This is a genomic window from Polynucleobacter sp. UB-Piko-W3, assembly GCF_018881635.1.
Lineage (GTDB): Bacteria > Pseudomonadota > Gammaproteobacteria > Burkholderiales > Burkholderiaceae > Polynucleobacter.
This window is the reverse complement of sequence record NZ_JACVPY010000002.1, coordinates 411404-435703: the sequence shown is the minus strand read 5'-3', so window position 1 is coordinate 435703 and position 24300 is coordinate 411404. Positions and strand designations below refer to the sequence as shown.

The following is a 24300-nucleotide window of genomic DNA, read 5'->3' as shown; positions in this document are numbered from 1 at the left end:
ACAGTTTAAATGCCCATAGAGCGATGCAAAATCTTGGGCTTCATCTCTTCCCATAGACTTTCAAAGTCTTCTATTTTTTCGTGTGCTAGTTTAACTGGCGCATAAAGTCCACCAAAAACAATGGAGCTCTTCTTGACTGCTGTTTTGTCAAACTCAGTAAGGCCAATTGGCTTATCGTCCATATCTCGTGTGAGTTCTGCAGAACAGACAATGGCCTCCTCATCATCACGATCTACCACTGCAAACTCAATATATTGCTGGCTCTTTTCAATAATCACTAAGGTACCACGGGCATAAGAAACGGCATCGTGCTCTTTGGCGATATACGCCAAGAACTGATCCTCCTCTTCCTTCTCCATTTTGAGATCATCGATAAAGAATAGAAACTGATCCCCCTCGCCATTCACCAAGGTGAACACTTTTGGTACTACGCCATGCGCTAGGGCGAGATTGCGATAGTAAGAAGCAATTTCTAAAGCGAGATTTTCAGAGAACAAATGCATCGTGAAGTCTTATTGAGTAATTAAGCCAAGTTCTTTTTTAAGAATTCCATTGTTCGCTCCCAGGCTAGCTTTGCTGCCTCGGCGTTGTACTCCAAAGGCGGCAGACCACGAATAGCAGACTTTGGATTAGCAAAGGCATGCTTGGTATCGTAACGATGAAAGTCATAGCTGGTACCAGCCTGCTTCAACTTATCCTCTAGTTGGTCTACACCTGTAATCGAAAAGAACTCATCATGCAATGCCCAATGGGCCAACATTGGCTTATTAATAGCGGCCGCATCAACATACTCCAAAGGAGGATAGCCGTACCAAACAATCGTGCCATCGAGCTCGGGTACATTGCATGCCGACAGAATAGTCAATGCACCACCCATACAAAATCCAGTCACAGCAACCTTCTTACTGCCAGTCGCTTTTAAGTATTGAACTGCGCCGCGGATATCTTGTGTGGCTGCATCACCAAAGTTCAAACCATTCATTAAATGCTCAGCTTCATTTGCTTCGAGTGCTACCTTACCGCGATACAGGTCAGGGACTAGGGCACGATAGCCAGCTTGAGCCAAACGCTCTGCTACTAACTTCACTTCTTCATCCAAACCCCACCACTCCTGAATGACCACCACGCCAGGGGCATTTGCTTTATCAGTCGGCTCGACTAAATACCCGTCAACGGAACTACCATCGGGTCTTTTAAATTGAATCATGTGATCTCCTTACCTATATCCGAACACTTTACTTGAATGGCCCTGTATGCAATCCCCTTGGGGGACTTTGAAGCTCAAACACCAAATGAAGAAACCTTTAAAAGGTTGATTTGTTGCTACGCAGCATTCTTTTGGCATTAGGTGTATTATTAGGGTATACCCTTAAGGAGATTCTCAATGTCACACTCAAACTCAGTTGGTTTTCTACAGAACAGTAACCTTAGCTTTAAGCCTTTGTACGCAATTCGGGACTTTTTTACCCTAATATCTGCTGCGTGGGAAGAAGCCAAGACTCTGGAACAGAAAAGTCATAAAAACAGCGCAAATTGGTAATTTATTGCTGATTTATAGCTAAATTTGGCTGTTTTCAGCTAGATATTCATAAAAGCCCTCGAGCTATGCTTCGGGGCTTTTTTATTGGGTACTTTTAAGCTGATTTCAAAATGTAATAGCCATAAACACAGCGATTTCCACGTCGCGATGGATCATGCGTATCTTGAATCACTCCATCAACTATTGCAGTTAAGTGTTTGGAAACCTTCACAATTAATATCCCATCTGGAAGCTCGCTAGGCCGCAAGTGAACTTGGCAGCCCGCCCCCACCTTCATCGTTGCCACCCACTCAAACCCTAGCCCTAGGATGTAATCATGAAAGACATTGCGATGGTTCCCATTTCGAGGGGATGCACCCTTGTCATTAAGGCGCCTTGCCAAACGATCGTTCCGAAGTTGGGCATAGGTTTCATTAGCATTTCTTAAGTCTTCATAGACCTGCATATAGGGCAGTTTGGCAGCAATAGCGATTGATCTCACAACACAGTCCCCAGCCCCACCCTTAAAGCCAGCCTGCTCCCTACCCCCGTCATTCAATTGAAGGGGGTAAGTTTGCGAAGACCTAGCGAATGGATTTAGAAAGCTAAACATATCGGATTATTAATGTGCCTAATAAAAAATGGATTTGCTTTGCGGGCAAATCCATTTTGATCTCAAGTACTCATGAAGTTACTTCGCTTGCGCTGCTTTTACTTTCAAGCGCCAAGCATGTAGCAATGGTTCGGTATAACCATTTGGCTGCTCAAGGCCCTTAAAGATCAGATCGCTTGCGGCTTGATACGCATAGGAATCTTTATAGTTCGGCATCATGGGCTTATAGAGGGGATCGCCTGCATTTTGCATGTCAACAATAGTCGCCATACGTTGCAGAGCCTCGTTCACTTCAGCCTTAGTCACATATTTGTGTAGCAACCAGTTAGCAATATGCTGACTAGAAATACGCAAGGTGGCGCGATCTTCCATTAACCCTACGTTATAGATATCGGGCACCTTAGAGCAACCAACACCTTGATCAATCCAGCGAACTACATATCCCAAAATACCTTGGCAATTGTTATTCAGCGCTTCCCGAATTTCTTCTTTAGTCCAATCAGGAAAGAGCGCAATGGGAACAGTCAAGAGGTTGTCCATGAGAGCTTCATACTCAGCTTTGGTATCTTGCTTTTCCATATCCTTTTGGATTTGCTCAACATTAATCTGGTGATAGTGCATTGCATGCAAAGTAGCGGCGGTAGGTGATGGCACCCAAGCTGTATTAGCGCCAGCTTGAGGGTGTGCACCTTTTTGCTCCACCATCTCTTTCATGAGATCTGGCGCAGGCCACATACCTTTACCAATCTGTGCACGACCACGAAGGCCACAATCTAAACCTGCTAATACGTTACGGCGCTCATAGGCTCCAAACCATTTAGCGATCTTCATTCTTCCTTTACGCACCATGGCACCACCGTGCATTCCGGTATGCATTTCATCGCCAGTACGATCTAAGAACCCAGTATTAATAAAAGCAACGCGTGCGCCAGCAGCGGCAATGGCCGCTTTAATATTGACGCTCATGCGGCGCTCTTCGTCCATGATTCCCAACTTCACTGTGTTCTCTGGCAAGCCAAGCAATTTCTCAACACGGCCAAAGAGCTCGCTCGCAAATGCCACCTCTTCTGGGCTATGCATTTTTGGCTTCACAATATATACAGAGCCTTTACGAGTATTACCAATCGCTTGAGTCGCTGGGCGATTAATGTCATACAAAGCAATCAATACTGTCACTACTGCATCTAGGATACCTTCGTAGATTTCCTTACCTTCACTGGTGATGATGGCAGGATTGGTCATCAGATGACCTACGTTACGGAGAAACAAAAGTGATCGACCATGCAATGTCACAACGCCATCTTTAGCATTGACTGCACCAATGCCTGCTGTGTATTTACGGTCTGGATTCAGTGAACGAGTAAAGGTTTTGCCGCCCTTACTCACCTCCTCAACTAAAGTACCTTTAAGAATGCCTAACCAGTTTTCATAAGCCAGTACTTTATCGTCAGCATCAACTACTGCAACAGAATCTTCTAAGTCCAAAATAGTGGAGAGGGCCGCTTCAAGCACTACATCATTTACACCAGCTTGATCAGCAGCGCCAATGGTTTTGGTCTTATCAATTTCGATATCAATATGAATACCGTTATTGCGTAGCAAAATAGAGCTTGGTGTAGCAGCATCGCCTTGGTAACCAACAAACTGTTTTTCATCAACTAAGCCGGTAGTGCTACCGTCTTTTAATTTGACGGACAACTTTTTATCTACAACGCTATAGGCCACTACATCTCTATATAAAGCTTTAGCTAGGGGAGCAGATTCATCTAAAAACTGATGTGCATAGGCAACTACTTTTGCACCTCGAATGGGGTTGTAGTCTCCAGCTTTAGTAGCCCCGCCCTCTTCTGAAATCAGGTCTGTACCGTATAGGGCGTCATACAAAGAACCCCAACGGGCATTAGCAGCATTTAAAGCGTAACGTGCATTTAGTACAGGCACTACAAGTTGAGGGCCAGCCTGGAGCGCCAGTTCATCATCTACATTCTGAGTGGTGGCCAAGATAGTATCTGGTACCTCATCGATATAACCGATTTCTTTGAGGTATTTACGATATGCAGGCATATCTTTGATGGGGCCTGGATTGGCTTTATGCCATTGATCTAAATCAGCCTGTAGGCGATCACGCTTAGCTAATAAGGCCTCATTTTTGGGGCTTAAGTCTTTGACGATCTCATCAAAACCCTTCCAAAAATCTGCGCTTTTAATGCCAGTACCTGGTAGTACTTTGTCTTCGATAAAACGGTACAAGGGAGTTGCTACTTGAAGGCCATTACAGGTAGTGCGCGCAGTCATGTTGATATTTTCTTAAGCAAAAGTGAATAAAAAGGGTGAATAAATTATTTTCTATGATTCCTGGAAAGGATGCTGGAGCAAGATGGTCTCATCGCGCTCTGGTCCCGTTGAGACCATGGCGATAGGCTTACCAACAACCTCTTCAATACGACGCAAAAACTTTTGCGCTTCTACTGGGAGCTTATCCCACTCCCGAATGCCAAAGGTAGTACCCTTCCAGCATGGGAAATCTTCATAAATCGGTTCGCAGCGTGAAACAGACTCAGCGCCGCGTGGTAATACATCAAGAGTCTTGCCATCGAGCTTATAGCCAACACACAAGCGAATAGTTTCTAAGCCATCGAGTACGTCTAACTTAGTAATACACAAACCCGAAAGACCATTGATCTGGATTGAACGCTTCAATGCGGCTGCATCTAACCAACCAGTGCGGCGTGGGCGACCCGTTACAGAGCCAAACTCTTTACCGACTTCAGCCAGACGGATACCAATGGGATCTTGCTTTGCTGGGTTGTCATGGTCATAGAGCTCACTTGGGAATGGGCCAGCACCAACGCGCGTGCAATACGCTTTAGTAATGCCTAATATATATTGCAAAGAGTCTGGTCCAACACCAGAACCAGCAGCAGCATTACCTGCTACGCAGTTGCTAGAGGTGACATAGGGATAGGTGCCGTGATCAATATCAAGCAAGGTACCCTGCGCCCCTTCAAATAGGAGATTTTGACCAGCCTGCTCAGCTGCATATAGTGCACTAGAGACATCCACTACCATGGGCTTAATGCGCGACGCATAGGACATTGCCTCTGCTAGCGTCTTTTCATAATCGACTGGCTCTGCGCCATAGTAGTTAGTGAGCATGAAATTGTGATATTCCAAGTTTTCACGCAATTGCACTGCAAACTTTTCTGGATAGAATAAGTCCTGAACGCGCAAAGCACGACGTGCTACTTTATCTTCGTATGCTGGCCCAATGCCTCGTCCGGTCGTACCAATTTTTGCTTCACCACGCTTTTTCTCGCGAGCATGATCAATTGCCACGTGATACGGCAGGATCAAAGTCGTTGCTTCAGAAATCTTCAAACGGGACTGAACATCCAAACCAGCAGCTTCAAGCTCACCAATTTCTTTAAAGAGCGCTTCGGGGGATAGAACCACGCCGTTACCGATATAGCAAATCACCTCTTTGTGCATGATTCCAGATGGAATCAGACGAAGAATCGTTTTCTTGCCACCAATGATGAGGGTATGGCCTGCGTTGTGACCACCCTGAAAGCGAACTACTGCCTTTGCATGATCCGTTAACCAATCAACTACTTTTCCTTTGCCTTCATCACCCCACTGAGTGCCAATGACAACTACGTTACGACCTTTAGCTTGCTGCTTTGAAGACATATTGAAATCCAAAAAGATAATTACAAAATTGGTTGAAGTTAGCTATGTTGCTTTGCTTTATTTTTTCTTTACTTCCCAAGAGTTACCCTGCTTTACTAGCTCTCGATCACATTCATATTCGGCAGCCTCTACTTTTTCACCAGCCATCACCTGAACAACCACTTCACCAGAATCACGTAAAGCTGTAATCGCTTTGCTTAAACTAATATCTTCAAGCCAAGGCGCTGCAATTGCTAGCTTGCGTACTTTCAATGGCGATAGATTAGCCAGAGTCAACAAATCTAATGAGAATCCAGTAGCAGGACGTGCGCGGCCAAAGGCTTGACCTACGTGATCATAGCGTCCACCTCTGGCAATCGGCTGTGGCAGCTTGTCTACATAGACTGCAAACATCACGCCGCTGTGATATTGATAGCCACGCAAGTCTGCTAAATCAATACTAGTCTCTAAGCCACTAGATGAACTCACTGCGACAACTAAGCGCTCGAGGCCTGCTAAAGCTTGATCAATTGCAGCATGCTGCGGCAATACTTTTTTAGCCTTTGCCAAAACTTCAGCGCAAGGACCATTCAGTTCTGTGAGCGCCATCAGCGCATCAGTCGTTTTGGCCGGCAAGCAGGCAGCCCACTTGCCAAGACCCGGACGATCTTTGGTCTGCAATAGGCCATACAAGGTTTCAATAGTCTCTTTGTCTAGCTTCTGGTCAGCCAAGATACCGCTCAAGATACCGGCGTGAGATAGATCAAGATAAACCTTATCGACGCCTGCAATAGAGAGTGTTTTGAGCAGCAAAGTGATAGCCTCAAAATCAGCCTCCCAGGTAGCGCAACCATAAATCTCTGCACCTAACTGCAAATCTTCACGAGCAGAGCTACCCACTGGGGTACGAGCGTGCGCTACAGAGCCGGCATAGCAAAGCCTGGTGACTCCTGCGCGATTTAATAAGTGGGCATCAATCCGCGCAACTTGTGGAGTCATGTCGGCACGTAAGCCTAAGGTGCGACCCGACATTTGGTCTACCAACTTAAAGGTTTGGAGATTGAGATCCGAGCCAGTGCCCGTCAATAAAGAATCTAAGAACTCTAAAATCGGTGGAGCAACTAGTTCATAACCGTAGGTTTGATAGAGATCCAAGATAGCGCGACGCAAAGTCTCCACCTTGCGAGCCTGGGCCGGCAAAACGTCTGCAATATCTTCAGGAAGCAACCAACGATTCATGATCTAGATGATTCACTTTCTTATTTTTTATGCAGGAACTTGAAGAACTCGCCATTAGGCTCAACCACCATAATGTCTTTCTTATCCTTGAAAGAGCTTCGGTAGGCTTCTAAGCTCTGATAGAACTGAGCAAACTGTGCATCACGACCAAATGCTTCAGCATACAAAGCGGTTGCCTTAGCATCTCCGGCTCCTTTAATCTTTTGAGCATCACGATAGGCTTCAGCCAAAATCGTATCGCGTTGACGTTCAGCGTTGGCTCGAATCTTGTCAGACTCAGCAGCACCGGTTGAGCGCAATTCATTAGCTACCCGCTTACGCTCTGCTTCCATCCGGCGATATACCGAATCGCTAATCTCAGCTAAGAGGTCTACACGCTTTAAGCGAACATCCACAATCTCTACGCCAATATCAGCCGCATCATCAGCCACTTTTTTACGAATCCCCTGCATGACCTCTTCACGCTGATCAGAGATCAACTCACGCACAGTGCGTTTCGTGAACTCTTCATTCAAAGCAGAACGCACTAGCTGAGTTAAGCGGTCTTGTGCCAAGCGCTCGTCACCCTTAAAGCTGATAAAGAACTTACGAGGATCAACAATGCGCCATTTCACAAAAGAATCCACCAAGAGATTCTTCTTCTCTGCAGTAATAAAGCGCTCTGCCTCTGGATTATCAATTGTCAGAATACGACGATCAAAGAACCGTACGCTTTCAAATGGGGCTGGCAGTTTCACGCGCAAGCCAGGCTCTTCAATCACGCGGACGATTTGGCCGAATGCGAAAACAACCGCAAATTTACGTTGATCCACTATGAAAATGCTGGACGATAAGACATAGATCACCGCAACGAAGGCAATACCTGCAGCGATTAAGCGATTTGCATTCATTATCTAGGGTCCCGATCACGACTACGAAAACCATCGCGCTTATCTAAGGAGCGATCATTGGCATTATTAACAGCGGGTGCTGAGTATGTTGTATTACCGCTGTTCGTTGGGGCTGGATTATTCAATCCAGTTGCACCACCCACTGTCACACTTCCAGTTGGAGTAGACGTGTTGGATTGGTTTACTTGAGAACTAGCAGCCTGCGCACTTTCTGCGCTGACTTGAGCAACAATCTTGTCAAGCGGTAAATATAAAAGACTATTGCTCTTAGTTGTATCCACCAAGATCTTGGTCACATTGTTGTACATCTCGCGCATGCTATCGATGTACATCCGATCACGCGTCACTTGTGGCGCCTTGGCATATTCAACTAATACTTGCTTAAAGCGAGTCGCATCGCCTTCTGCAGTCGCTACCACTCTCGCCTTATAACCTTCAGCCTCTTGAATTAAGCGTTCTGCAGTACCTTTAGCACGTGGAATGATGTCATTGGCATAGGCCTGACCTTCGCTCTTCAAGCGCTCCTGATCTTGACCGGCTTTTACTGCATCATCAAATGCAGCTTGCACTTGCTCAGGCGGCTGTACGTTTTGTACCGTCACACTAGTAACGTAGATACCGCTCTTATAGCTATCTAATATCTTCTGAATAGAGCTTGCTAAATCAATACCAATCTTTTCGCGCCCTTCATAGAGCACGGTATCCATCTTGCTGCGAGCAACAATTTCACGAACGGCAGTTTCGGCAGCCTGTATCACTGCAGCATCTGGATCACGATTGTTGAATAAATAATCCGTTGGATCTTTTAAGCGATATTGAACAGCAAAGCGCACATCAATAATGTTTTCATCCTCAGTGAGCATGGAGGAATCTTTTTGATTCGTTGCCTTAATGAGTACTGGGCGACCTACTTCAACAGAGCGAACACCAGAAAGGTTCACTGTTTCATCCGACTGAATTGGCCAGGGCATACGCCAGTTGATGCCAGGCTTAGCGGTGTCAGCATATTTACCAAAGGTCAAAACCACGCCAGCCTGACCTTCTTGAATAATGAAAAATCCACTGCAAATCCAAATAAAGAAGACAACTGCCGCACTGATCAGGATGCTAGCCTTGGAACCAAAGGGATTCGTGAAATTAAAGTTTGGTGCACTCATGCCACCACCGCCACCATTGCCACCACCGCGCTGGGATGGCGGCGGAATATCAGTGCTGTTAGGTTTATTACCCGTTTGACCAGATGACGCTCCTGGCTTTTTCTTGCCACCAAAGATACCCGAAATTCTGTCATTGAAATCGCGCCAGAGCTCATCTAAATCTGGTGGGCCACCTGGCTTAGCCGGTGAATTCTTTGGCGCAGTTTCTGTTGGTTTATTTGTATCTGGATCGGCTTTAGGAGTTTGATCGCTCCCCTGCCCATCTTTGGCATCTTTGGACCCGCTATTGTGGCTATTGCCCCAGCCTGGATCATTGACCGAAAAGAGGTCTAGAAATTTACGCATCATTAGAAAAATAGTTTCGGTTTAGAGTGGGATTGAATTCAGCAGTATCTGGTCGTTCGGGTAAGGGTTCTAAAAACTCGTCCGGGGCCAATTGCTTCTTGGCACGGTTGTGCTCGAACCTTATTCTATCAGTCATTTGGGAGCATTCAGCCAAGGCTATGCGGAGCAAATCAAGACCCAAGCCTGTCTTGGCGGACAGGAAAACCTGACTAGGAAAGCCCTGCCCATCACGCTCTAAAACTGCTCCGCGGGTAAAGGTTTGAGGCATCTGGTCAATTTTGTTCATGACCTCTATTCGGGGGATCTGATCTGCTCCAATTTCCTCCAAAACCGCCTCAACTTCGGCCTTCTGCTCCCGAGCTACGGGGCTGCAGGCATCAATCACATGCAAAATCAGATCTGCGTGGATGGTTTCATCCAGGGTAGCTCTAAAAGCCTCAACTAGCTGGTGAGGCAGATCTCGAATAAATCCTACGGTATCCGAAACCACAATAGAGCCCACCCCGTCCAAATGGACTTTTCTAGAGGTGGTATCTAAAGTGGCAAAAAGTTGATCAGCCGCATAAGCCCCTGCTTTTGTTAGGGAATTAAATAAGGTGGATTTGCCAGCATTGGTGTATCCCACCAAGGAGACAGAGAACACATCCTGACGCTGACGAGCTCTTCTCTGAGTTCTTTGTTGGCGCTGGAGCTTCTCGAGTTCATTTTCTAAACGCTTAGCTTTGGTTGCCAGCATGCGGCGATCTAATTCCATCTGGGTTTCACCAGGACCGCCACGTACACCAATACCGCCGCGTTGACGCTCCAAGTGACTCCAGGCTCTGACTAAGCGAGACATGCGATAGCGTACTTGCGCTAACTCCACTTGCGTTTTACCAATGTGGCTTTGCGCTCTTTGACTAAAGATATCCAATATCAAACCAGTGCGATCCATCACATGACGATCGAGGTGACGCTCTAAGTTACGCTGCTGTGTTGGCGAAAGCGGATGATTAAAGATCGCGAGCTCTGCATTCTGCTCCTCCATCACGCGCTTCAGTTCGTTTACCTTGCCAGAACCAATAAATAAAGCGGGATCTGTTCGACCTTTGCGGGCAATCACGCTAGCTGCGGGTATAGAGCCAGCGCTATCAGCCAGGAGACTGAGTTCAGCCATGCTATCTGCAAAATCTTCGCGTCCCGTATCAACTCCAACGAGAACGGCGCGTGCCGCATCTACTCCAGTTTTATACAGGGGCGCCTTCTTCTATACGAAAGTCGATCGCACGTGCTGGAACAATCGTGGAGATTGCGTGTTTGTAAACCATCTGCGTGACAGTATTACGCAGGAGCACAACATATTGATCAAAGGATTCAATATTGCCTTGTAATTTAATACCATTCACGAGATAGATCGAAACAGGAATGTGCTCTTTGCGTAAGGCATTCAGAAATGGATCCTGTAGTAACTGAATCTTGTTGGCGCTCATACTACTCCTTATATCTTTTGTAATCAGGGAGTCTTGCTTTTTTAATGAAATCAAAACCTTTAAAAATGGCTACTACCGAATCTTCTATATTGGGCTCAATTATAAAAAAATCAAGCTCAAAGTCACCGCTTCTTACCTTTTTTTCCTTTATCCGCATCCACATAAGGGTTTTTGGCAGTGTTCATTTGGATTCTCAAGGGGGTGCCCCGCAACTTAAAGACATCCCTAAAGCGCCCTTCTAGATAACGCTTATAGCTATCGGTAACACCACTCAAGGATGTTCCATGAATCACTACGATTGGGGGATTCATGCCCCCTTGGTGTGCATAGCGTAATTTCGGGCGGCCCATGCCAACGCGCTTTGGTTGTTGATGCTCGATTGCCTCTTGCAAAATCCGAGTTAAGCGTGGGGTTGGCAATTTCGCCATAGCAGCTGCATAAGCAGAATCCACATCTTTAAATAACTCCTTGAGGCCCGTGCCCTTTTTAGCAGAAATGGGATGTACATTTGCAAAATCTAGGAAGCGCAATTTTTGTGCGATTTCTAAACGAGCGCGCTCTTTCACGTAAGTGTCAATGCCATCCCACTTGTTTACCGCAACGACTAGTGCGCGACCTGCCTCAACAATAAATCCTGCAATGTGCGCATCTTGCTCAGAGATATCTTGCTGCGCATCAAGCATCAAGATCACCACATTGCAATCAGCAATGGCTTGCAATGTCTTCACAACCGAGAATTTCTCGATTGCCTCAAATACTTTGCCACGACGCCGCAAACCCGCTGTATCCACTAGGATGTATGGCTTGCCATTGCGCTCAAATGGAACTTCAATCGCATCACGAGTCGTGCCGGGCATATCAAATGCAATCACCCGTTCTTCACCGATCAATTTGTTGATCAGGGTCGACTTACCAACATTTGGACGACCTACCACCGCAATTTTCATTGGGCGATTTGGATCATTGACTAATTCTTCTTCATCGGGCTCTGCAATCCCTAATGAATCTAAGGCGTCATCGATTAATCCGCGGACACCATCGCCGTGCGCAGAGGAGATAGGGAATGGCTCCCCTAAACCCAGCTCATGAAAGTCTGCAGTAACAATGCCAGCTTGCATGCCTTCTGTTTTATTGACTGCCAGAATAGTTGGGCGACCAGTCTTGCGTAAAAAATCTGCAATGACACGATCTTGCGGTGCCATGCCTAAGCGGCCATCCACCAAGAAAATCACAATGTCAGACTCTGCTACTGCTTGCTTAGTCTGTTTTGCCATCTCCGCAACAATGCCAGTTTTAGCAACAGGCTCGAAGCCACCGGTATCAACGCAAATAAAGGCGCGTTCACCAATGCGGCCTTTGCCGTAGTGACGATCCCTTGTTAAACCAGAAAAATCTGCTACCAATGCATCGCGCGAACGAGTCAGGCGATTAAAGAGTGTCGACTTCCCAACATTGGGGCGGCCGACGATAGTGATGACTGGGTTCATTTAGGACTGTAGGCCGAGATTTTTCCACCCTGAGATTGAATCAAGATGAGTCCACCCACTGCAATAGGCGCAGCGGAGATTGGATTGCTATCGTGACGAATCCGCGCGATCATCTCGCCATTGGCCTGTGTCAGTGCATGCACATAGCCTTGAGCATCACCTAAAAGCAGAACCTTTCCAACCGCCAATGACTCGCCTACATCACGATGGGTCAGCTGAGTGTTCTCCCAAATCTGCGTACCATCTTTGGTGGCAAATGCTGTCACATAAGATTTTTCATTGGATGAGAAAACGAGCTCTGCACTTTGTGCGGTACCGGTATAACTTGAGTAATCTTTGAACCAAAGCAAATTTCCGGTTCGCGCTTGTCCACAACCAACTCGACCCTGATAAGAAACTGCGCAGATGATATCGCCCTCCATGCTCGGTTTAGCAGTGACATCGTTCAAGCGCTCAATTTCTGAGAAGCCTTTTGGAAATGACACTGGTGTTTCCCAAACCAAACCGCCATTAGCGATCGCAATCATGCCAAAACGTCCGCCAGAAAAGCCAGTCACAATCACTTCATTACCGATAGCTAGCATGCCGTAACCAACACGCAGTGACAAGGCAGATTGTTGACGTTGATAAATCCACTTACGAACGCCTGTTTGTGCATCCAAGCCAATAAAACGATTATCGAGGGCTCGCACAATCACAATTCCACCAGCAACAACTGGCTCGCTCAATACTTCGCTACTGACATTGACTTTCCAAATCTGTTTACCCGTATCGTCATATGCATAGACGTTACCTTTGGTGCTCACAGCAACTGTGGTGCGACCGTCAGATCCAGGACCAATAGATAGGCGCTCAGGAACAGATGCCTCCCAAACCTTATTACCTGTAGCCAAATCAATCTTGACTAAATTACCACGATGGGAGGCTGCATACACAGCATCGCCTGCAACGACTGGATGAAAGTTAAAACCCTCTGAAGAGCCGACACTAGTTGACCATACCGTCTGCATGTCAAACTGATTGGTTACCGCTACTAACTCAGACGGCTTGCGAACACGAGAGCTACCAGAGCAGGCAACGAGTGCTACGGCAACTACACCTATCAGAATGGTGGTGCTAACGAGTCTTACTGATCGTCTCACTGTGCTACCCCTCCAACTGCATCTAATTTCACCTTCAAGAGGCGACGTGCCTCTTCAGGAAATTCTTTCGCTTGATCCAATTTTTTCCATGCATCTTCATAGCTTTTTTTGGCTTCAGTATTTTTCTTTTGTACTAAATACCAATCACCACGACGCTCTAACCACAATGCCTCAAAGCCAGCAATTGGTGTTTCTTTCAGGACTTGGTCTGCCTCGGCAAAATCTTTTTCACTGCCCTGCTCAATTAACTGAGTTACTAAGCGTAATTTGCCCAAAGCCAAGTAGCCATCATTGGATGCATTCTTTGCAGTCCAACGGAGATAGTCGATCGCCTTAGCGACATTTCCAGTATCAGCAGCAATACGCGCAGCGATCAAACTAGACATCGCTGCGTAAGGTGTACGCGTAAAATCTTTTTGTAAGTCATCGGCGGCACGAAAGCTTTGAGCTTGATCACCCTTGGCAATAGCGCTCACCATCGTTTCATAGAGCTTAGATGCCTCCAAAGCTTGGCTATTACGCCACCATCCATAACCGCTATAGGCAGCATATGCGAATAACACGGCGGTCAAGACCCCAGTGATCAGATTGCGGTACTTTTGCCAAAACGCTTTAAGTTGGTCTAACTGTTCTTGTTCTTCTAGATCTAAAGGCATGTGAATCCAAACTCATTAATATGGGGTTTATTGCTATTAAAGATAAACAATAGACTCATTCTATTCGGAGGCGCCTACTAAGGCTTCAATTACGGCCTCTAGTACCCCATCCAATGGCACGGCTTTTTGCTCACCGCTAGCTCGCAAGTCTTTGATCTGAGCCTCATTCTTGGCTAATTCATCTGGGCCAATAATGACTGCAAAGGCTGCCCCACTGGCATCTGCCTTCTTCATTTGTGACTTAAAGCTAGCTAATTGCCCGTCTGGTGGACAGAAAAGAATGGTGTCAATACCAGCACTACGTAAACGCTCAGCAATGATCATGGCTGTGGTCAACGTCTCGCCACCTTGATGCAATACAAAGATATCGCACTGGGATTGGGCCTCGGGCAATGATCCAGAGACCTTCATCAACTCGAGCACACGCTCCATACCCATAGCCCAACCACAAGCGGGTGCTGCTTTACCACCCATGCGTTCGATCAAGGGATCGTAACGACCGCCGCCAGCAATCGTGCCCTGCGCGCCCAACTCATCAGTCACCCACTCAAACACGGTGAGGTTGTAGTAATCCAAACCACGGACTAAACGTGGATTGATCTTGCAAGGAATGTTGTTCGCTTTTAGTAAAGCTTGGACAGCGTTAAAGTGCGCAAGGGATTCTTCTCCCAAGAAATCCAATAACTTTGGCGCGCCTTCAATCAATGTTTGCATCTCTGGATTCTTGGAATCCAGAATGCGTAAGGGATTGGTGATGAGGCGTCGTTGCGAATCTTCATCTAACTGCGCTTTATTTTTCTCAAAGTAAGCAACTAAGGCAGCGCGATGATCAGCACGTTCGTTAGCCTGTCCTAAAGAATTAATCTCCAGGCGAACTCCAATAAGGCCAAGCTCATCCCAAAGGCGCTGACCCATCAGAATGATTTCAGCATCAATATCGGGGCCGGCAAAGCCTAAAGCCTCGATACCAAACTGATGAAACTGACGATAGCGACCACGCTGTGGGCGCTCATGGCGAAACATCGGTCCGGTATACCAAAGACGCTTAGGACCTTCGTAGAGTAAATTATTCTCAATCACCGAGCGTACTAATGCAGCAGTGCCTTCAGGTCGCAGGGTTAGCTGCTCGCCATTTAAGCGATCCTCAAAGGAATACATTTCTTTCTCAACGATGTCTGTCACTTCACCGATACCACGTTGAAATACCGCAGTTGCCTCGACAATCGGGGTTCTCAAAAACTCATAACCGTAAGCACGAGTTAAATCTCGCAAGACATGGTCAAGGTGAGCCCACTGCGCAGCGTCTGCTGGCAGCAAGTCATTCATGCCGCGCACGCCATTAATCTTCTGGGCTTTAGTTTTATTGTGCTGATCAGTCATTTTTATTCTTGTTCTACTAATTTAGCTTTAGGGTGCTTTTGCTGCGTAGTTCTTTTTCACGTATTCGTCGACGATGACCTGAAACTCTTGGGCGATTTTCTCACCTCGCAGAGTTTTCACCTTAACGCCATCCACAAATACCGGTGCTGCTGGAGTTTCACCGGTTCCTGGTAATGAGATACCAATATTAGCGTGCTTACTCTCGCCTGGGCCATTCACAATACAACCCATCACGGCGACATTCATATTCTCCACGCCAGGATGGGTTTTCTTCCAAATCGGCATTTGTTGGCGCAAATACGATTGAATATCGGCTGCGAGCTCTTGGAAAGTAGTGCTAGTCGTTCTGCCACAACCAGGACAAGCAATGACCATTGGTGTGAAATTGCGCAGGCCCATAGTTTGCAAAATTTCTTGCGCAACGATCACTTCATTCTCACGAGGAGCACCAGGATCTGGCGTTAAAGAAACCCGAATCGTATCGCCAATACCCTCTTGCAACAAAATGCCCATTGCAGCAGTAGAGGAAACAATTCCTTTGCTACCCATGCCCGCTTCAGTCAAACCTAAATGCAGTGGATAGTCAGAGCGGCGCGCGAGATCGCGATAGACTGCCACCAAGTCTTGCACATTACTCACTTTACAAGACAGCAAAATTTGATTGGGGTTCATGCCCAACTCAACCGCCTTTTCTGCGGATTGCAGTGCAGACTGAATGAGTGCTTCGATCATCACCTCTTGTGCTGTCTTCGGATCTGCTAAAGCTGCATTGCTATCCATAATCGATGCCAAGAGCTCTTGATCAAGACTCCCCCAGTTCACACCAATGCGAATAGGCTTGTCATATTTACAAGCCGCTTCAATCATTTGCGCAAATTGTGGATCGCGTTTAGCACCCTTACCTACATTGCCTGGATTGATACGGTATTTGGAGAGTGCTTTAGCGCAATCAGGGTAATCATTTAACAAAGTATGGCCGTTGTAATGAAAATCGCCAATCAATGGGACCAAGACATCCATCTTGTCCAACTGCTCACGAATATAAGGCACTGCAGCTGCAGCTTCTGGCGTATTAACCGTAATGCGGACCATCTCAGAACCAGCGCGTGCCAACTCTTTAATTTGGATTGCTGTACCTACCGCATCTGCAGTATCTGTATTGGTCATGGATTGCACACGCACAGGTGCATCACCACCCACCGTAATGATGTTCGTTTTCCAAGCAACGGTTGCTTGACGAGTCTCACGCTTTGGAGATGGTCCCAAAGGTAAATTCGGTAACTTGGGTGATGAGGAATGATTAGAGCTCATATAGACCTAAATTTAATTTAACTTTTTGAGCCACTCAATGGGCTGCTCTTGTGATTCTGTAATAATCTCTTCATCGTGCACAGCACGTTCACGTACGCGGGTACGATCCACAACATCTCCTGCTAGCTGACCGCAGGCCGCTGCAATATCATCACCACGAGTCTTGCGCACTGTCGCCACCATGCCTGCATCTAAGAGGATGCCAAAAAAAGCATGTATACGCTGAGCCGATGAACGCTTTAAGCCTGACTCTGGAAATGGATTAAATGGAATGAGGTTGATTTTGCACTTAATGTTTCTCAGTAAGCGCACCAATTCTTTTGCCTGAATGTCTGAGTCATTGACACCATCTAGCATGCAATACTCAAAGGTCAAGAAATCCCTCGGTGCAAATGGTAAGTAACGCTCACAGGCATCGAGTAATTCACGTAAAGGATATTTTTGATTGAGTGGGACGAGTTGATCACGCAAGGCATCATTTGATGCGTGCAATGACACTGCTAGAGCAACTGGGCAATCTTGTGCCAAGCGATCAATCATCGGCACCACACCGGATGTTGATACTGTGACTCGACGACGTGATAAGCCATAAGCCCTATCGTCCAGCATCAAACGCAGTGCAGAGACTACGTTATCGTAATTGAGTAATGGCTCACCCATACCCATCATCACTACATTCGAAATGACTCGGCCTGTGTGCTCCCAGCCTGGGGTTGGATACTTTTCTATTCTGCGTATCGCCTCTGGATCGCTGCGCAAGAGATGTTCAGCAAACCACAGTTGCCCAATGATTTCACCTGAGGTGAGATTGCGTGAAAAACCTTGGCGCCCAGTAGAGCAAAAACGGCAATTGACTGCGCAACCTGCCTGAGAAGAAATACACAAGGTACCTCGATCATCCTCGGGAATAAAAACGGACTCAACTGCATTACCAGCACCCACGTCTAGCAGCCACTTACGGGTACCGTCTGAGGCGTGCTCGTCTTTAATAATCGGTAGGGAAAGAACTTCTGCTTTATCTAGCAATGTCGCTCGAAAGCTTTTTGCTAAATCACTCATGTCATTAATGTCTGCTACACCACGTTGGTGTATCCACTGCATGAGCTGCTTAGCCCTAAAGGGCTTTTCATTCAACCCCGCGACATACGCCGCCATTTGGTCAGCGTCAAAATCTAAGAGATTTACGCGCGGGGAGGTCAATGCGCCTACTTATAAATAAATAAGTTAATGATTAACGATTGAAAACATTGATACCGGGGAAGAAGAAAGCAACTTCCACAGCAGCTGTTTCAGGAGCATCAGAACCATGAACCGCATTTGCATCAATGCTGTCAGCAAAATCGGCACGGATTGTGCCTTTGTCTGCCTTCTTAGGATCAGTAGCACCCATCAAATCACGATTCTTTGCAATTGCGCCTTCGCCTTGCAACACTTGAATCATCACTGGGCCAGAAATCATGAAGCTCACCAAATCCTTAAAGAAAGGACGATCTTTGTGAACGCCATAGAACTGTTCAGCCTCAACTTGTGAGAGGTGCGCCATTCTGGAAGCAATAATCTTCAAACCAGCGGATTCAAAACGGTCATAGATTTTGCCGATGACGTTTTTAGCGACAGCATCAGGTTTGATGATAGAAAGGGTGCGTTCAATTGCCATGCAAGACTCCAATAGTGATTTCATAGATATTTGTTGGCTAAGGTGAAAACGGGTTAAAAAGCCCGCCCAAGCTCAACGACCCCCGAATTATACATTGCCTGAGGGTATTTACCCCTATAAGAGTAGGGCTAAGCTATTGAATTTACAGGGCATAAACCCTCATTTTGTAGGTCTTTTCTCTGGGGGCTTGAAATCAGGCTGTTTTGTCTATACTTACTGTCAACAGCCCTTCATGGGCTCATGTAATCACTTTGAAAAAGGAGTCAATATGAGTGATCTCAACTCTTACGGCTTTGGTCAAACCGGTTCAATTACCAACCTACAGGTACGTAACCGCGTACTGCGCAATACCTATGCTCTCCTAGCTCTATCTATGGTTCCAACCGTGATTGGCGCCTGGCTTGGTGTTGCGATGGGCTTTACCCTTTTTGCTGGTAGCCCATTTATTGGTTTCATTGTCTTCATGGCAGTTGCCTTTGGCTTCTTCTGGGCTATTGAAAAGAATAAAGAGACTGGCATAGGCGTTCTGCTGCTCTTAGGCTTCACATTCTTTATGGGCATCATGATGTCCCGCCTAATTGGGTTTACGCTCAATAGCTACAGCAATGGCGCTACGCTCATCATGCTATCTTTTGGCGGCACAGCAGCGATCTTCGCTACGATGGCCACCATTGCTACTGTGAGCAAAAGTGATTTTGCAGGCATGGGTAAATGGTTGATGGTTGGCGTACTGCTGTTGATCGTTGCTTCATTGGCAAACATCTGGCTACAGTTACCCGCCTTAATGTTGACTGTGATGGTTTTGGCTATCGCAATCTTCTCAGCCTTCATTCTGGTTGACGTACAACGCGTCATCAATGGCGGCGAGACCAACTACATCATGGCTACTTTGGCTATCTACTTGGATGTGTATAACGTGTTTACCAACTTACTGGCACTGTTAGGTATTGTTGGTGGAAACAAAGATTAATAAAGTCTAAGGACTTTTTAGTGAGATGTTCTCTAAAGGCGCCTGCGGGCGCCTTTAGTTTTTGGTCTTCACACTTTTGTAATGAACGATTAGTTCGCTACAAACATGCTCACCGCATAAGACAGTGCAATCAGAATTAAGATGATCGCAAAACTATCTGAGGCTTTCATGACACTCTCCCAGTGCTTAGTAAGATTGTTAGCAGCCATGGCTCACTGCATAGATTCAATCTACTCTCCACAAAGATGGTCTCATGAGCCCCTTGCACCGCAAGAATGCGTGATGCACTAAAGCGGGGATTTAGTCCTTAGCGACTAAAGACTGCCATGGACTCCACGTGAGAGGTGTGCGGGAACATATTGACGATCCCAGCGCTACTCAGTGTATAGCCAGCGTGATGACACAAAATCTCCGCATCCCTAGCCAATGTTTTGGGGTTGCAAGAGACATAGACAATGCGCTCTGGTAGTAAGTCGCTTTTTTGAGTATGCAAGTCTGCAAGCGCTTTACAAATTTCCATGGCACCTTCGCGGGGTGGATCCATGAGCCAACGCTCCGCCCTCCCCCAAGATGCAATGGTCTCTGTAGTCACTTCAAACAAATCGCTTTTCATGAAGCTAGCCTTTTCTTCAAGGCCGTTATGCACTGCATTTTCTTTTGCGCGTGTTGTTAAGCTTTCCAAGCCCTCTATGCCCAAGACTTGTTTTGCTTTTCTAGCAAGTGGTAGTGTGAAATTTCCAAGTCCACAAAATAAATCGAGTACACGATCGGTTTCTTTTACTTCCAGCAAACGAATTGCCCTACTCACGAGCACACGGTTCATCATATGATTAACTTGTGTGAAATCAGCTGGCTTAAATGGCATCTCGATTTCAAACTCGGGTAGGCGGTAGCAAAGCTTGCCAGTCTCTGGATAAAACGGGGCTACGGTCTCAATGCCTTTGGGCTGTAACCAGATCCAGACTTGATGCTGGTCTGCAAATCCTCGAAGTAAGGCTTCGTCTGCAGCTGTTAAGGGCTGCAGGTTACGAAATACCAATGCCGTGACGGGCTTACTCTTTTGTGGATCATCCGAATCAGGTTCTTCTGGCTCACCAACAGCAATTTCAATTTGAGGCATACGATCGACAATCGATAGGCTCATAACCAATTTGCGCATCTCTGGCAATAAATCAGAAACGTGCTTTGGCAAAATCTCGCAGGCCAGCATATCGGCTACATAGCCACTCTTACCTTCATGAAAGCCAATCAGAACCGTACCCTTCTTTATGGAGCGATTGACTGCACTTAGGCGTGCACGATGACGGTACTCCCAAGTGGGACCGCCCATCGGTCGCAGAATTTCTTGTGGCCTTACTTTGGCAATGTGTTGCAAGTCATCTTCAAGCACTCGCTGCTTCATCGCAACCTGCGCCCGAATATCTAAGTGCTGCATAGTACAGCCACCACACACACCAAAGGCTGCGCACTGAGGCTCCACCCTAAATACCGCTGGTTTTAAGATATCGCGTACCTTCGCTTTGCTAAAACGAGCCTTATCACTGGTGATGGTGTAAGTGACCAACTCGGTTGGCAATGCCCCCTTGATGAAAATGACCTTGCCACTTTGGCCAAGAGCTTGTTCTTCTTCATTAGGGGCTAAACGGGCAATGCCTTGGGCATCTAAATCCAGTGCTTCAACTTTAACTGGCTCAGTCACTTCAATATTGACTGGCTTAGCACCTCTACGCATCCGGTGCGAAGCCTTGGAGATACTCTTGCCATTGAGCGCCATGAGGCTCTTTAGCTTCTTTTTCTAGATAGGTTTTTACAAACGCAATTTCTTCTTGGTATTCAGCTAAAGAAAAGCCGCCACGCAGCAATTGAAAGCGGCAATACATCAGATAAGTATTCACAACATCCGTCTCGCAATAGCGACGAATATCATCAATCTTGCCATCTTGATAGGCAGGCCAAACTTGACTGCCATCCATGCCCATCTTCCCAGGAAAACCACAGAGCTTTGCTAAACCATCAAGGGGAGCATTCGCTCTGCCATTGAACTTGGCCAAGAGATCCATCATATCGAGATGACGCATGTGATAGCGGCTGATGTAGTTATTCCACTTAAAGTCGCGGCTATCAGCCTCTTGGCTCTCGCCCATTTCCCAATAACGTGGTGCCTGAATGTGATTAGCGAGCGCACGATAATGCAACACAGGCAGATCAAAGCCACTACCATTCCAGGATACGAGTTGCGGCGTGTACTTCTCAATCAGATCAAAGAAAGCCTGAATCAATACTTTTTCATCGTCTTGCGGAGTACCGAGGGTTCCGACTTTAATTTGTGGCGCGCCTTCTTTCGTGCTTCTCCGAATCACACAAGAAATGGCAACAATCTTTTGCAAGAAGAGTGGCAGAAACTCACTACCCGTTTTAGCTGCTTTGTCAGCCATGGCTTTAGCCGCTACTTCAGCGTCGCTCATGGAGTCTGGTAAATCCTCTAGACGACGTAGGCCAGCCACATCCGGAATCGTTTCGATATCAAAGACGAGAACAGTAGCCATGTGCTCTTTGACTATTACTGCAGATACGGCGTTGGATTAACTGGCTTACCGTTTACGCGTAATTCAAAATGCAGCTTAGGAGAAGTAGCATCCGTATCGCCCATCTCGGCGATCTTCTGCCCCTTGCGAACTGCATCACCCTCTTTAACTACGAGCTTGCTGTTATGCGCGTAGGCAGTGAGATAGGTATTGTCATGCTTAATAATGACTAAGTTACCGTAACCACGTAAGCTATTGCCGGCATATACCACCTTACCCTCAGAGGCTGCTAATATTGGTTCGCCAACCTTACCGGCAATATCAATACCTTTATTGGTTTCATTAAATTCAGCACTTACCTTGCCTTTCGCGGGCCAGGATAAACGAATGCCTGGCTCTGCAACCACTTCGGGTTTTTTAACTTCTGGCGCAGGCTCATCCACCTTATCGCCTGCTGGTTTCTTGTCAGCTACTTTTGCAGACTTTAATCCTGCAGGCGCTCTAATTAATACCAAATCATCGACCTCAATCATATTTGGGTTGAAGCTTGGATTAGCTGCAATATTCCACTGCGCGACATCACGTGGTGCTTGTCCATGATCTAAGGCGATACGCGCTAAGGTGTCGCCTTTCTTCACGCGATAGTAGCCAGGAGGGGCAGGAGGTGTGGGTTCGGGTAATGCGCTGGTGCGATCAGTCACACTAGCAGGCTTGGTGCGAGGTGTAGAACAGCCGACTGTCAGCATCAGGGATGCAGACATGAGTGCAATCAGGAGGCTCTTAGATAAGCTAGTAGACATAATTGATATTAAATTCTGGTGAGATCTCATACTACCCCTGATTGTAAGGGGACAAAAAAGACCTCGTCCAGCACAGTTCTTTGATAGCGCTGAGAACTCATTCTCTCAACCATGATGAGCTGCTGCTCTTTTTCATTTTTGGCGACTGGGGCAACCAAACGCCCGCCGATAGCCAGTTGATCTAACAAGGCATCCGGAATACCCAAACCGGCTGCGGCTAGGATAATTCCATCAAAGGGGGCAGCCTGAGGTAAGCCCAAGATACCGTCGCCATAGATTAAGCGCAGATTATTGATCCGAAATGGACGCAGCTTCGCTCTAGCTAAATCATGCAGCGGCCGAATACGCTCTATGGAATAGACCTCATCGGCCAATAGACTGAGTACAGCAGCTTGATACCCACAGCCAGTGCCAATCTCTAAAACCTTACTAAGCTTGTGCCTAGGTTTATGTAATAGCTCAATCATGCGGGCCACTACTGAGGGCTTAGAGATAGTTTGTTCTTGTCCAATCGGAAGCGCTGTATCTTCGTAAGCTTGGGCATGTAAACCAGCATCAATAAATGCATGGCGTGGCACAGTAGCAATTGCTTCGAGCGTTTTACCGTGCTTCACGCCACTAGCATGCACCTTGGCCGCTAGTGCTTGACGATAAGCAGCGAATCTTTCGGTAGGAGCTTTCAACCGCGGTCCCAACCATTAGCGCGCATCGCCGCTAAGCGTGCGTGATGACTCAGGTCCAATTGCATTGGAGTAATGGATATACAGCCCTCATCAATTGCATGAAAATCTGTGCCTTCAGAGCCCTCTTTAACGTCTCCGGCAGCACCGATCCAATAGATCTTGTCACCCCGCGGACTATCCTGAACAACTACCGGCTGTGAGTGATGGCGATTACCTAAACGCGTCACACGCCAGCGAGATAAATCGGCATAAGGACGATTCGGAATATTCACATTCAGTAAAGTGGCAGTGCCTTCGGTTCTAGTAAGTGCTGAGACTAGCATTTGCGCTACAACATCGTGGGCCGCTTTAGCAGCATCCTCAATTCGATTCCAGCCACGATCAATTTGCGAGAAGGCAATCCCCGGCACGCCGAACATTACCCCTTCAACCGCTGCTGCAACCGTACCAGAATAGAGCACGTCTTCACCCATATTCTCACCCTGATTAATCCCAGAAATCACGAGATCAGGCTTTTCATCTAAAAAGCCAGTCATCGCTACGTGCACACAATCTGTTGGAGTACCGTTGATAAAGAAGAAGCCATCACGTTCGCCACCAGCAACGCGATGAATTGAAAGTGGTCTAGATAATGTGAGAGAGTTAGACGCCCCACTATGATTCTGCTCAGGAGCAATCACGGTAATGCGCCCTAATGGACGAACTGCATTTACCAAAGCCAATAAACCAGGAGCGAGGTAACCATCGTCATTGGAGACCAAGATATGGGGTTTGCGTTCGCTCATCAC

General features: G+C 46.8%; 22 protein-coding genes and 1 pseudogene. 1 reads left to right on the top strand and 22 read right to left on the bottom strand.

What is annotated here, in order from left to right:
* Nucleotides 1-5: 5 nt before the first annotated feature.
* The 17 genes from ICN31_RS02520 to ndk form a co-directional block, all read right to left on the bottom strand.
* Nucleotides 6-503 (bottom strand): hypothetical protein, encoded by a 498-nt coding sequence (locus tag ICN31_RS02520; RefSeq protein ID WP_216258262.1) that lies wholly within the window; start codon nt 501-503, stop codon nt 6-8.
* A 20-nt stretch (nt 504-523) separates the two neighbouring features.
* Nucleotides 524-1207, bottom strand: coding sequence for a dienelactone hydrolase family protein (locus tag ICN31_RS02515; RefSeq protein WP_216258260.1), 684 nt, complete (start codon nt 1205-1207; stop codon nt 524-526).
* A gap of 427 nt (nt 1208-1634) precedes the next feature.
* Nucleotides 1635-2132, bottom strand: coding sequence for a hypothetical protein (locus tag ICN31_RS02510; RefSeq protein ID WP_216258257.1), 498 nt, complete (start codon nt 2130-2132; stop codon nt 1635-1637).
* Between the two features lie 78 nt (nt 2133-2210).
* Complete coding sequence (locus ICN31_RS02505) at nt 2211-4427, bottom strand: malate synthase G (RefSeq protein WP_216258255.1); 2217 nt, start codon at nt 4425-4427, stop codon at nt 2211-2213.
* A 51-nt stretch (nt 4428-4478) separates the two neighbouring features.
* Entirely contained in the window at nt 4479-5822 is a 1344-nt protein-coding gene (locus ICN31_RS02500; protein ID WP_216258254.1) for an adenylosuccinate synthase, read from the bottom strand.
* 57 nt (nt 5823-5879) lie between these two features.
* Nucleotides 5880-7040, bottom strand: a complete 1161-nt coding sequence (locus ICN31_RS02495; RefSeq protein WP_216258252.1) for an ATP phosphoribosyltransferase regulatory subunit — start codon at nt 7038-7040, stop codon at nt 5880-5882.
* A 20-nt stretch (nt 7041-7060) separates the two neighbouring features.
* The gene (gene hflC / locus ICN31_RS02490; protein ID WP_216258250.1) at nt 7061-7930 is read right to left on the bottom strand and encodes a protease modulator HflC; all 870 of its coding nucleotides are present in this window, start codon (nt 7928-7930) and stop codon (nt 7061-7063) included.
* Nucleotides 7930-9435 carry an FtsH protease activity modulator HflK gene (hflK, locus tag ICN31_RS02485; RefSeq protein ID WP_216258248.1) on the bottom strand — a complete coding sequence of 502 codons (1506 nt, stop codon included), beginning with the start codon at nt 9433-9435 and terminating at the stop codon, nt 7930-7932. The genes hflC and hflK overlap by 1 nt, the downstream gene beginning before the upstream one ends.
* Nucleotides 9425-10666, bottom strand: a complete 1242-nt coding sequence (hflX, locus tag ICN31_RS02480; RefSeq protein WP_255530964.1) for a GTPase HflX — start codon at nt 10664-10666, stop codon at nt 9425-9427. Before hflX ends, hflK begins: the two co-directional genes overlap by 11 nt.
* Nucleotides 10659-10901, bottom strand: a complete 243-nt coding sequence (hfq, locus tag ICN31_RS02475; protein ID WP_216258244.1) for an RNA chaperone Hfq — start codon at nt 10899-10901, stop codon at nt 10659-10661. The genes hflX and hfq overlap by 8 nt, the downstream gene beginning before the upstream one ends.
* A gap of 122 nt (nt 10902-11023) precedes the next feature.
* The gene (gene der / locus ICN31_RS02470) at nt 11024-12388 is read right to left on the bottom strand and encodes a ribosome biogenesis GTPase Der (protein ID WP_216258241.1); all 1365 of its coding nucleotides are present in this window, start codon (nt 12386-12388) and stop codon (nt 11024-11026) included.
* Nucleotides 12385-13530 (bottom strand): outer membrane protein assembly factor BamB, encoded by a 1146-nt coding sequence (bamB, locus tag ICN31_RS02465; RefSeq protein WP_216258240.1) that lies wholly within the window; start codon nt 13528-13530, stop codon nt 12385-12387. The genes der and bamB overlap by 4 nt, the downstream gene beginning before the upstream one ends.
* On the bottom strand, nt 13527-14186 hold the full coding sequence (locus ICN31_RS02460; RefSeq protein WP_216258238.1) for a tetratricopeptide repeat protein: 660 nt from the start codon (nt 14184-14186) through the stop codon (nt 13527-13529). Before ICN31_RS02460 ends, bamB begins: the two co-directional genes overlap by 4 nt.
* 60 nt (nt 14187-14246) lie before the next feature.
* Nucleotides 14247-15566 (bottom strand): histidine--tRNA ligase, encoded by a 1320-nt coding sequence (hisS, locus tag ICN31_RS02455; RefSeq protein WP_216258235.1) that lies wholly within the window; start codon nt 15564-15566, stop codon nt 14247-14249.
* Nucleotides 15567-15593: 27 nt separating this feature from the next.
* The gene (ispG, locus tag ICN31_RS02450; protein WP_216258234.1) at nt 15594-16877 is read right to left on the bottom strand and encodes a flavodoxin-dependent (E)-4-hydroxy-3-methylbut-2-enyl-diphosphate synthase; all 1284 of its coding nucleotides are present in this window, start codon (nt 16875-16877) and stop codon (nt 15594-15596) included.
* Between the two features lie 12 nt (nt 16878-16889).
* Nucleotides 16890-18032 carry a 23S rRNA (adenine(2503)-C(2))-methyltransferase RlmN gene (gene rlmN / locus ICN31_RS02445; RefSeq protein WP_370624321.1) on the bottom strand — a complete coding sequence of 381 codons (1143 nt, stop codon included), beginning with the start codon at nt 18030-18032 and terminating at the stop codon, nt 16890-16892.
* Nucleotides 18033-18108: 76 nt separating this feature from the next.
* Nucleotides 18109-18534: a nucleoside-diphosphate kinase gene (gene ndk / locus ICN31_RS02440; protein ID WP_088526277.1), complete on the bottom strand. Its 426-nt coding sequence runs from the start codon at nt 18532-18534 to the stop codon at nt 18109-18111.
* Nucleotides 18535-18802: 268 nt separating this feature from the next.
* Between ndk and ICN31_RS02435 the strand changes: the two genes are divergently transcribed.
* Nucleotides 18803-19504, top strand: a complete 702-nt coding sequence (locus tag ICN31_RS02435) for a Bax inhibitor-1 family protein (RefSeq protein ID WP_216258230.1) — start codon at nt 18803-18805, stop codon at nt 19502-19504.
* A gap of 307 nt (nt 19505-19811) precedes the next feature.
* On the opposite strand, the gene rlmD is transcribed toward ICN31_RS02435, so the two are convergent.
* From rlmD to surE, 5 genes and pseudogenes are all read right to left on the bottom strand, one after another.
* Entirely contained in the window at nt 19812-21236 is a 1425-nt protein-coding gene (rlmD, locus tag ICN31_RS02430) for a 23S rRNA (uracil(1939)-C(5))-methyltransferase RlmD (protein ID WP_216260703.1), read from the bottom strand.
* On the bottom strand, nt 21229-22050 hold the full coding sequence (locus tag ICN31_RS02425) for a 3'-5' exonuclease (protein WP_216258228.1): 822 nt from the start codon (nt 22048-22050) through the stop codon (nt 21229-21231). Before ICN31_RS02425 ends, rlmD begins: the two co-directional genes overlap by 8 nt.
* Nucleotides 22051-22064: 14 nt before the next feature.
* On the bottom strand, nt 22065-22829 hold the full coding sequence (locus ICN31_RS02420) for a peptidoglycan DD-metalloendopeptidase family protein (RefSeq protein ID WP_255530885.1): 765 nt from the start codon (nt 22827-22829) through the stop codon (nt 22065-22067).
* 26 nt (nt 22830-22855) lie between these two features.
* A pseudogene (locus tag ICN31_RS02415) lies at nt 22856-23479 on the bottom strand (protein-L-isoaspartate(D-aspartate) O-methyltransferase); the annotation flags it as partial.
* 29 nt (nt 23480-23508) lie between these two features.
* Nucleotides 23509-24297 (bottom strand): 5'/3'-nucleotidase SurE, encoded by a 789-nt coding sequence (surE, locus tag ICN31_RS02410; RefSeq protein WP_216258220.1) that lies wholly within the window; start codon nt 24295-24297, stop codon nt 23509-23511.
* Nucleotides 24298-24300 lie beyond the last annotated feature (3 nt).

Excerpts from the sequence above, each read along its gene's own strand:
- hisS (WP_216258235.1), bottom strand. The coding sequence starts at position 15,566 with ATGACTGATCAGCACAATAAAACTAAAGCCCAGAAGATTAATGGCGTG.
- hflK (WP_216258248.1), bottom strand. The coding sequence starts at position 9,435 with ATGATGCGTAAATTTCTAGACCTCTTTTCGGTCAATGATCCAGGCTGG.
- rlmD (WP_216260703.1), bottom strand. The coding sequence starts at position 21,236 with ATGCGTAGAGGTGCTAAGCCAGTCAATATTGAAGTGACTGAGCCAGTT.
- der (WP_216258241.1), bottom strand. The coding sequence starts at position 12,388 with ATGAACCCAGTCATCACTATCGTCGGCCGCCCCAATGTTGGGAAGTCG.
- ICN31_RS02495 (WP_216258252.1), bottom strand. The coding sequence starts at position 7,040 with ATGAATCGTTGGTTGCTTCCTGAAGATATTGCAGACGTTTTGCCGGCC.
- hfq (WP_216258244.1), bottom strand. The coding sequence starts at position 10,901 with ATGAGCGCCAACAAGATTCAGTTACTACAGGATCCATTTCTGAATGCC.
- hflC (WP_216258250.1), bottom strand. The coding sequence starts at position 7,930 with ATGAATGCAAATCGCTTAATCGCTGCAGGTATTGCCTTCGTTGCGGTG.
- ICN31_RS02520 (WP_216258262.1), bottom strand. The coding sequence starts at position 503 with ATGCATTTGTTCTCTGAAAATCTCGCTTTAGAAATTGCTTCTTACTAT.
- surE (WP_216258220.1), bottom strand. The coding sequence starts at position 24,297 with ATGAGCGAACGCAAACCCCATATCTTGGTCTCCAATGACGATGGTTAC.
- ICN31_RS02425 (WP_216258228.1), bottom strand. The coding sequence starts at position 22,050 with ATGGCTACTGTTCTCGTCTTTGATATCGAAACGATTCCGGATGTGGCT.
- rlmN (WP_370624321.1), bottom strand. The coding sequence starts at position 18,032 with ATGGCGGCGTATGTCGCGGGGTTGAATGAAAAGCCCTTTAGGGCTAAG.
- ICN31_RS02500 (WP_216258254.1), bottom strand. The coding sequence starts at position 5,822 with ATGTCTTCAAAGCAGCAAGCTAAAGGTCGTAACGTAGTTGTCATTGGC.
- ndk (WP_088526277.1), bottom strand. The coding sequence starts at position 18,534 with ATGGCAATTGAACGCACCCTTTCTATCATCAAACCTGATGCTGTCGCT.
- ICN31_RS02510 (WP_216258257.1), bottom strand. The coding sequence starts at position 2,132 with ATGTTTAGCTTTCTAAATCCATTCGCTAGGTCTTCGCAAACTTACCCC.
- ICN31_RS02420 (WP_255530885.1), bottom strand. The coding sequence starts at position 22,829 with ATGTCTACTAGCTTATCTAAGAGCCTCCTGATTGCACTCATGTCTGCA.
- ispG (WP_216258234.1), bottom strand. The coding sequence starts at position 16,877 with ATGAGCTCTAATCATTCCTCATCACCCAAGTTACCGAATTTACCTTTG.
- ICN31_RS02505 (WP_216258255.1), bottom strand. The coding sequence starts at position 4,427 with ATGACTGCGCGCACTACCTGTAATGGCCTTCAAGTAGCAACTCCCTTG.
- ICN31_RS02460 (WP_216258238.1), bottom strand. The coding sequence starts at position 14,186 with ATGCCTTTAGATCTAGAAGAACAAGAACAGTTAGACCAACTTAAAGCG.
- ICN31_RS02515 (WP_216258260.1), bottom strand. The coding sequence starts at position 1,207 with ATGATTCAATTTAAAAGACCCGATGGTAGTTCCGTTGACGGGTATTTA.
- ICN31_RS02435 (WP_216258230.1), top strand. The coding sequence starts at position 18,803 with ATGAGTGATCTCAACTCTTACGGCTTTGGTCAAACCGGTTCAATTACC.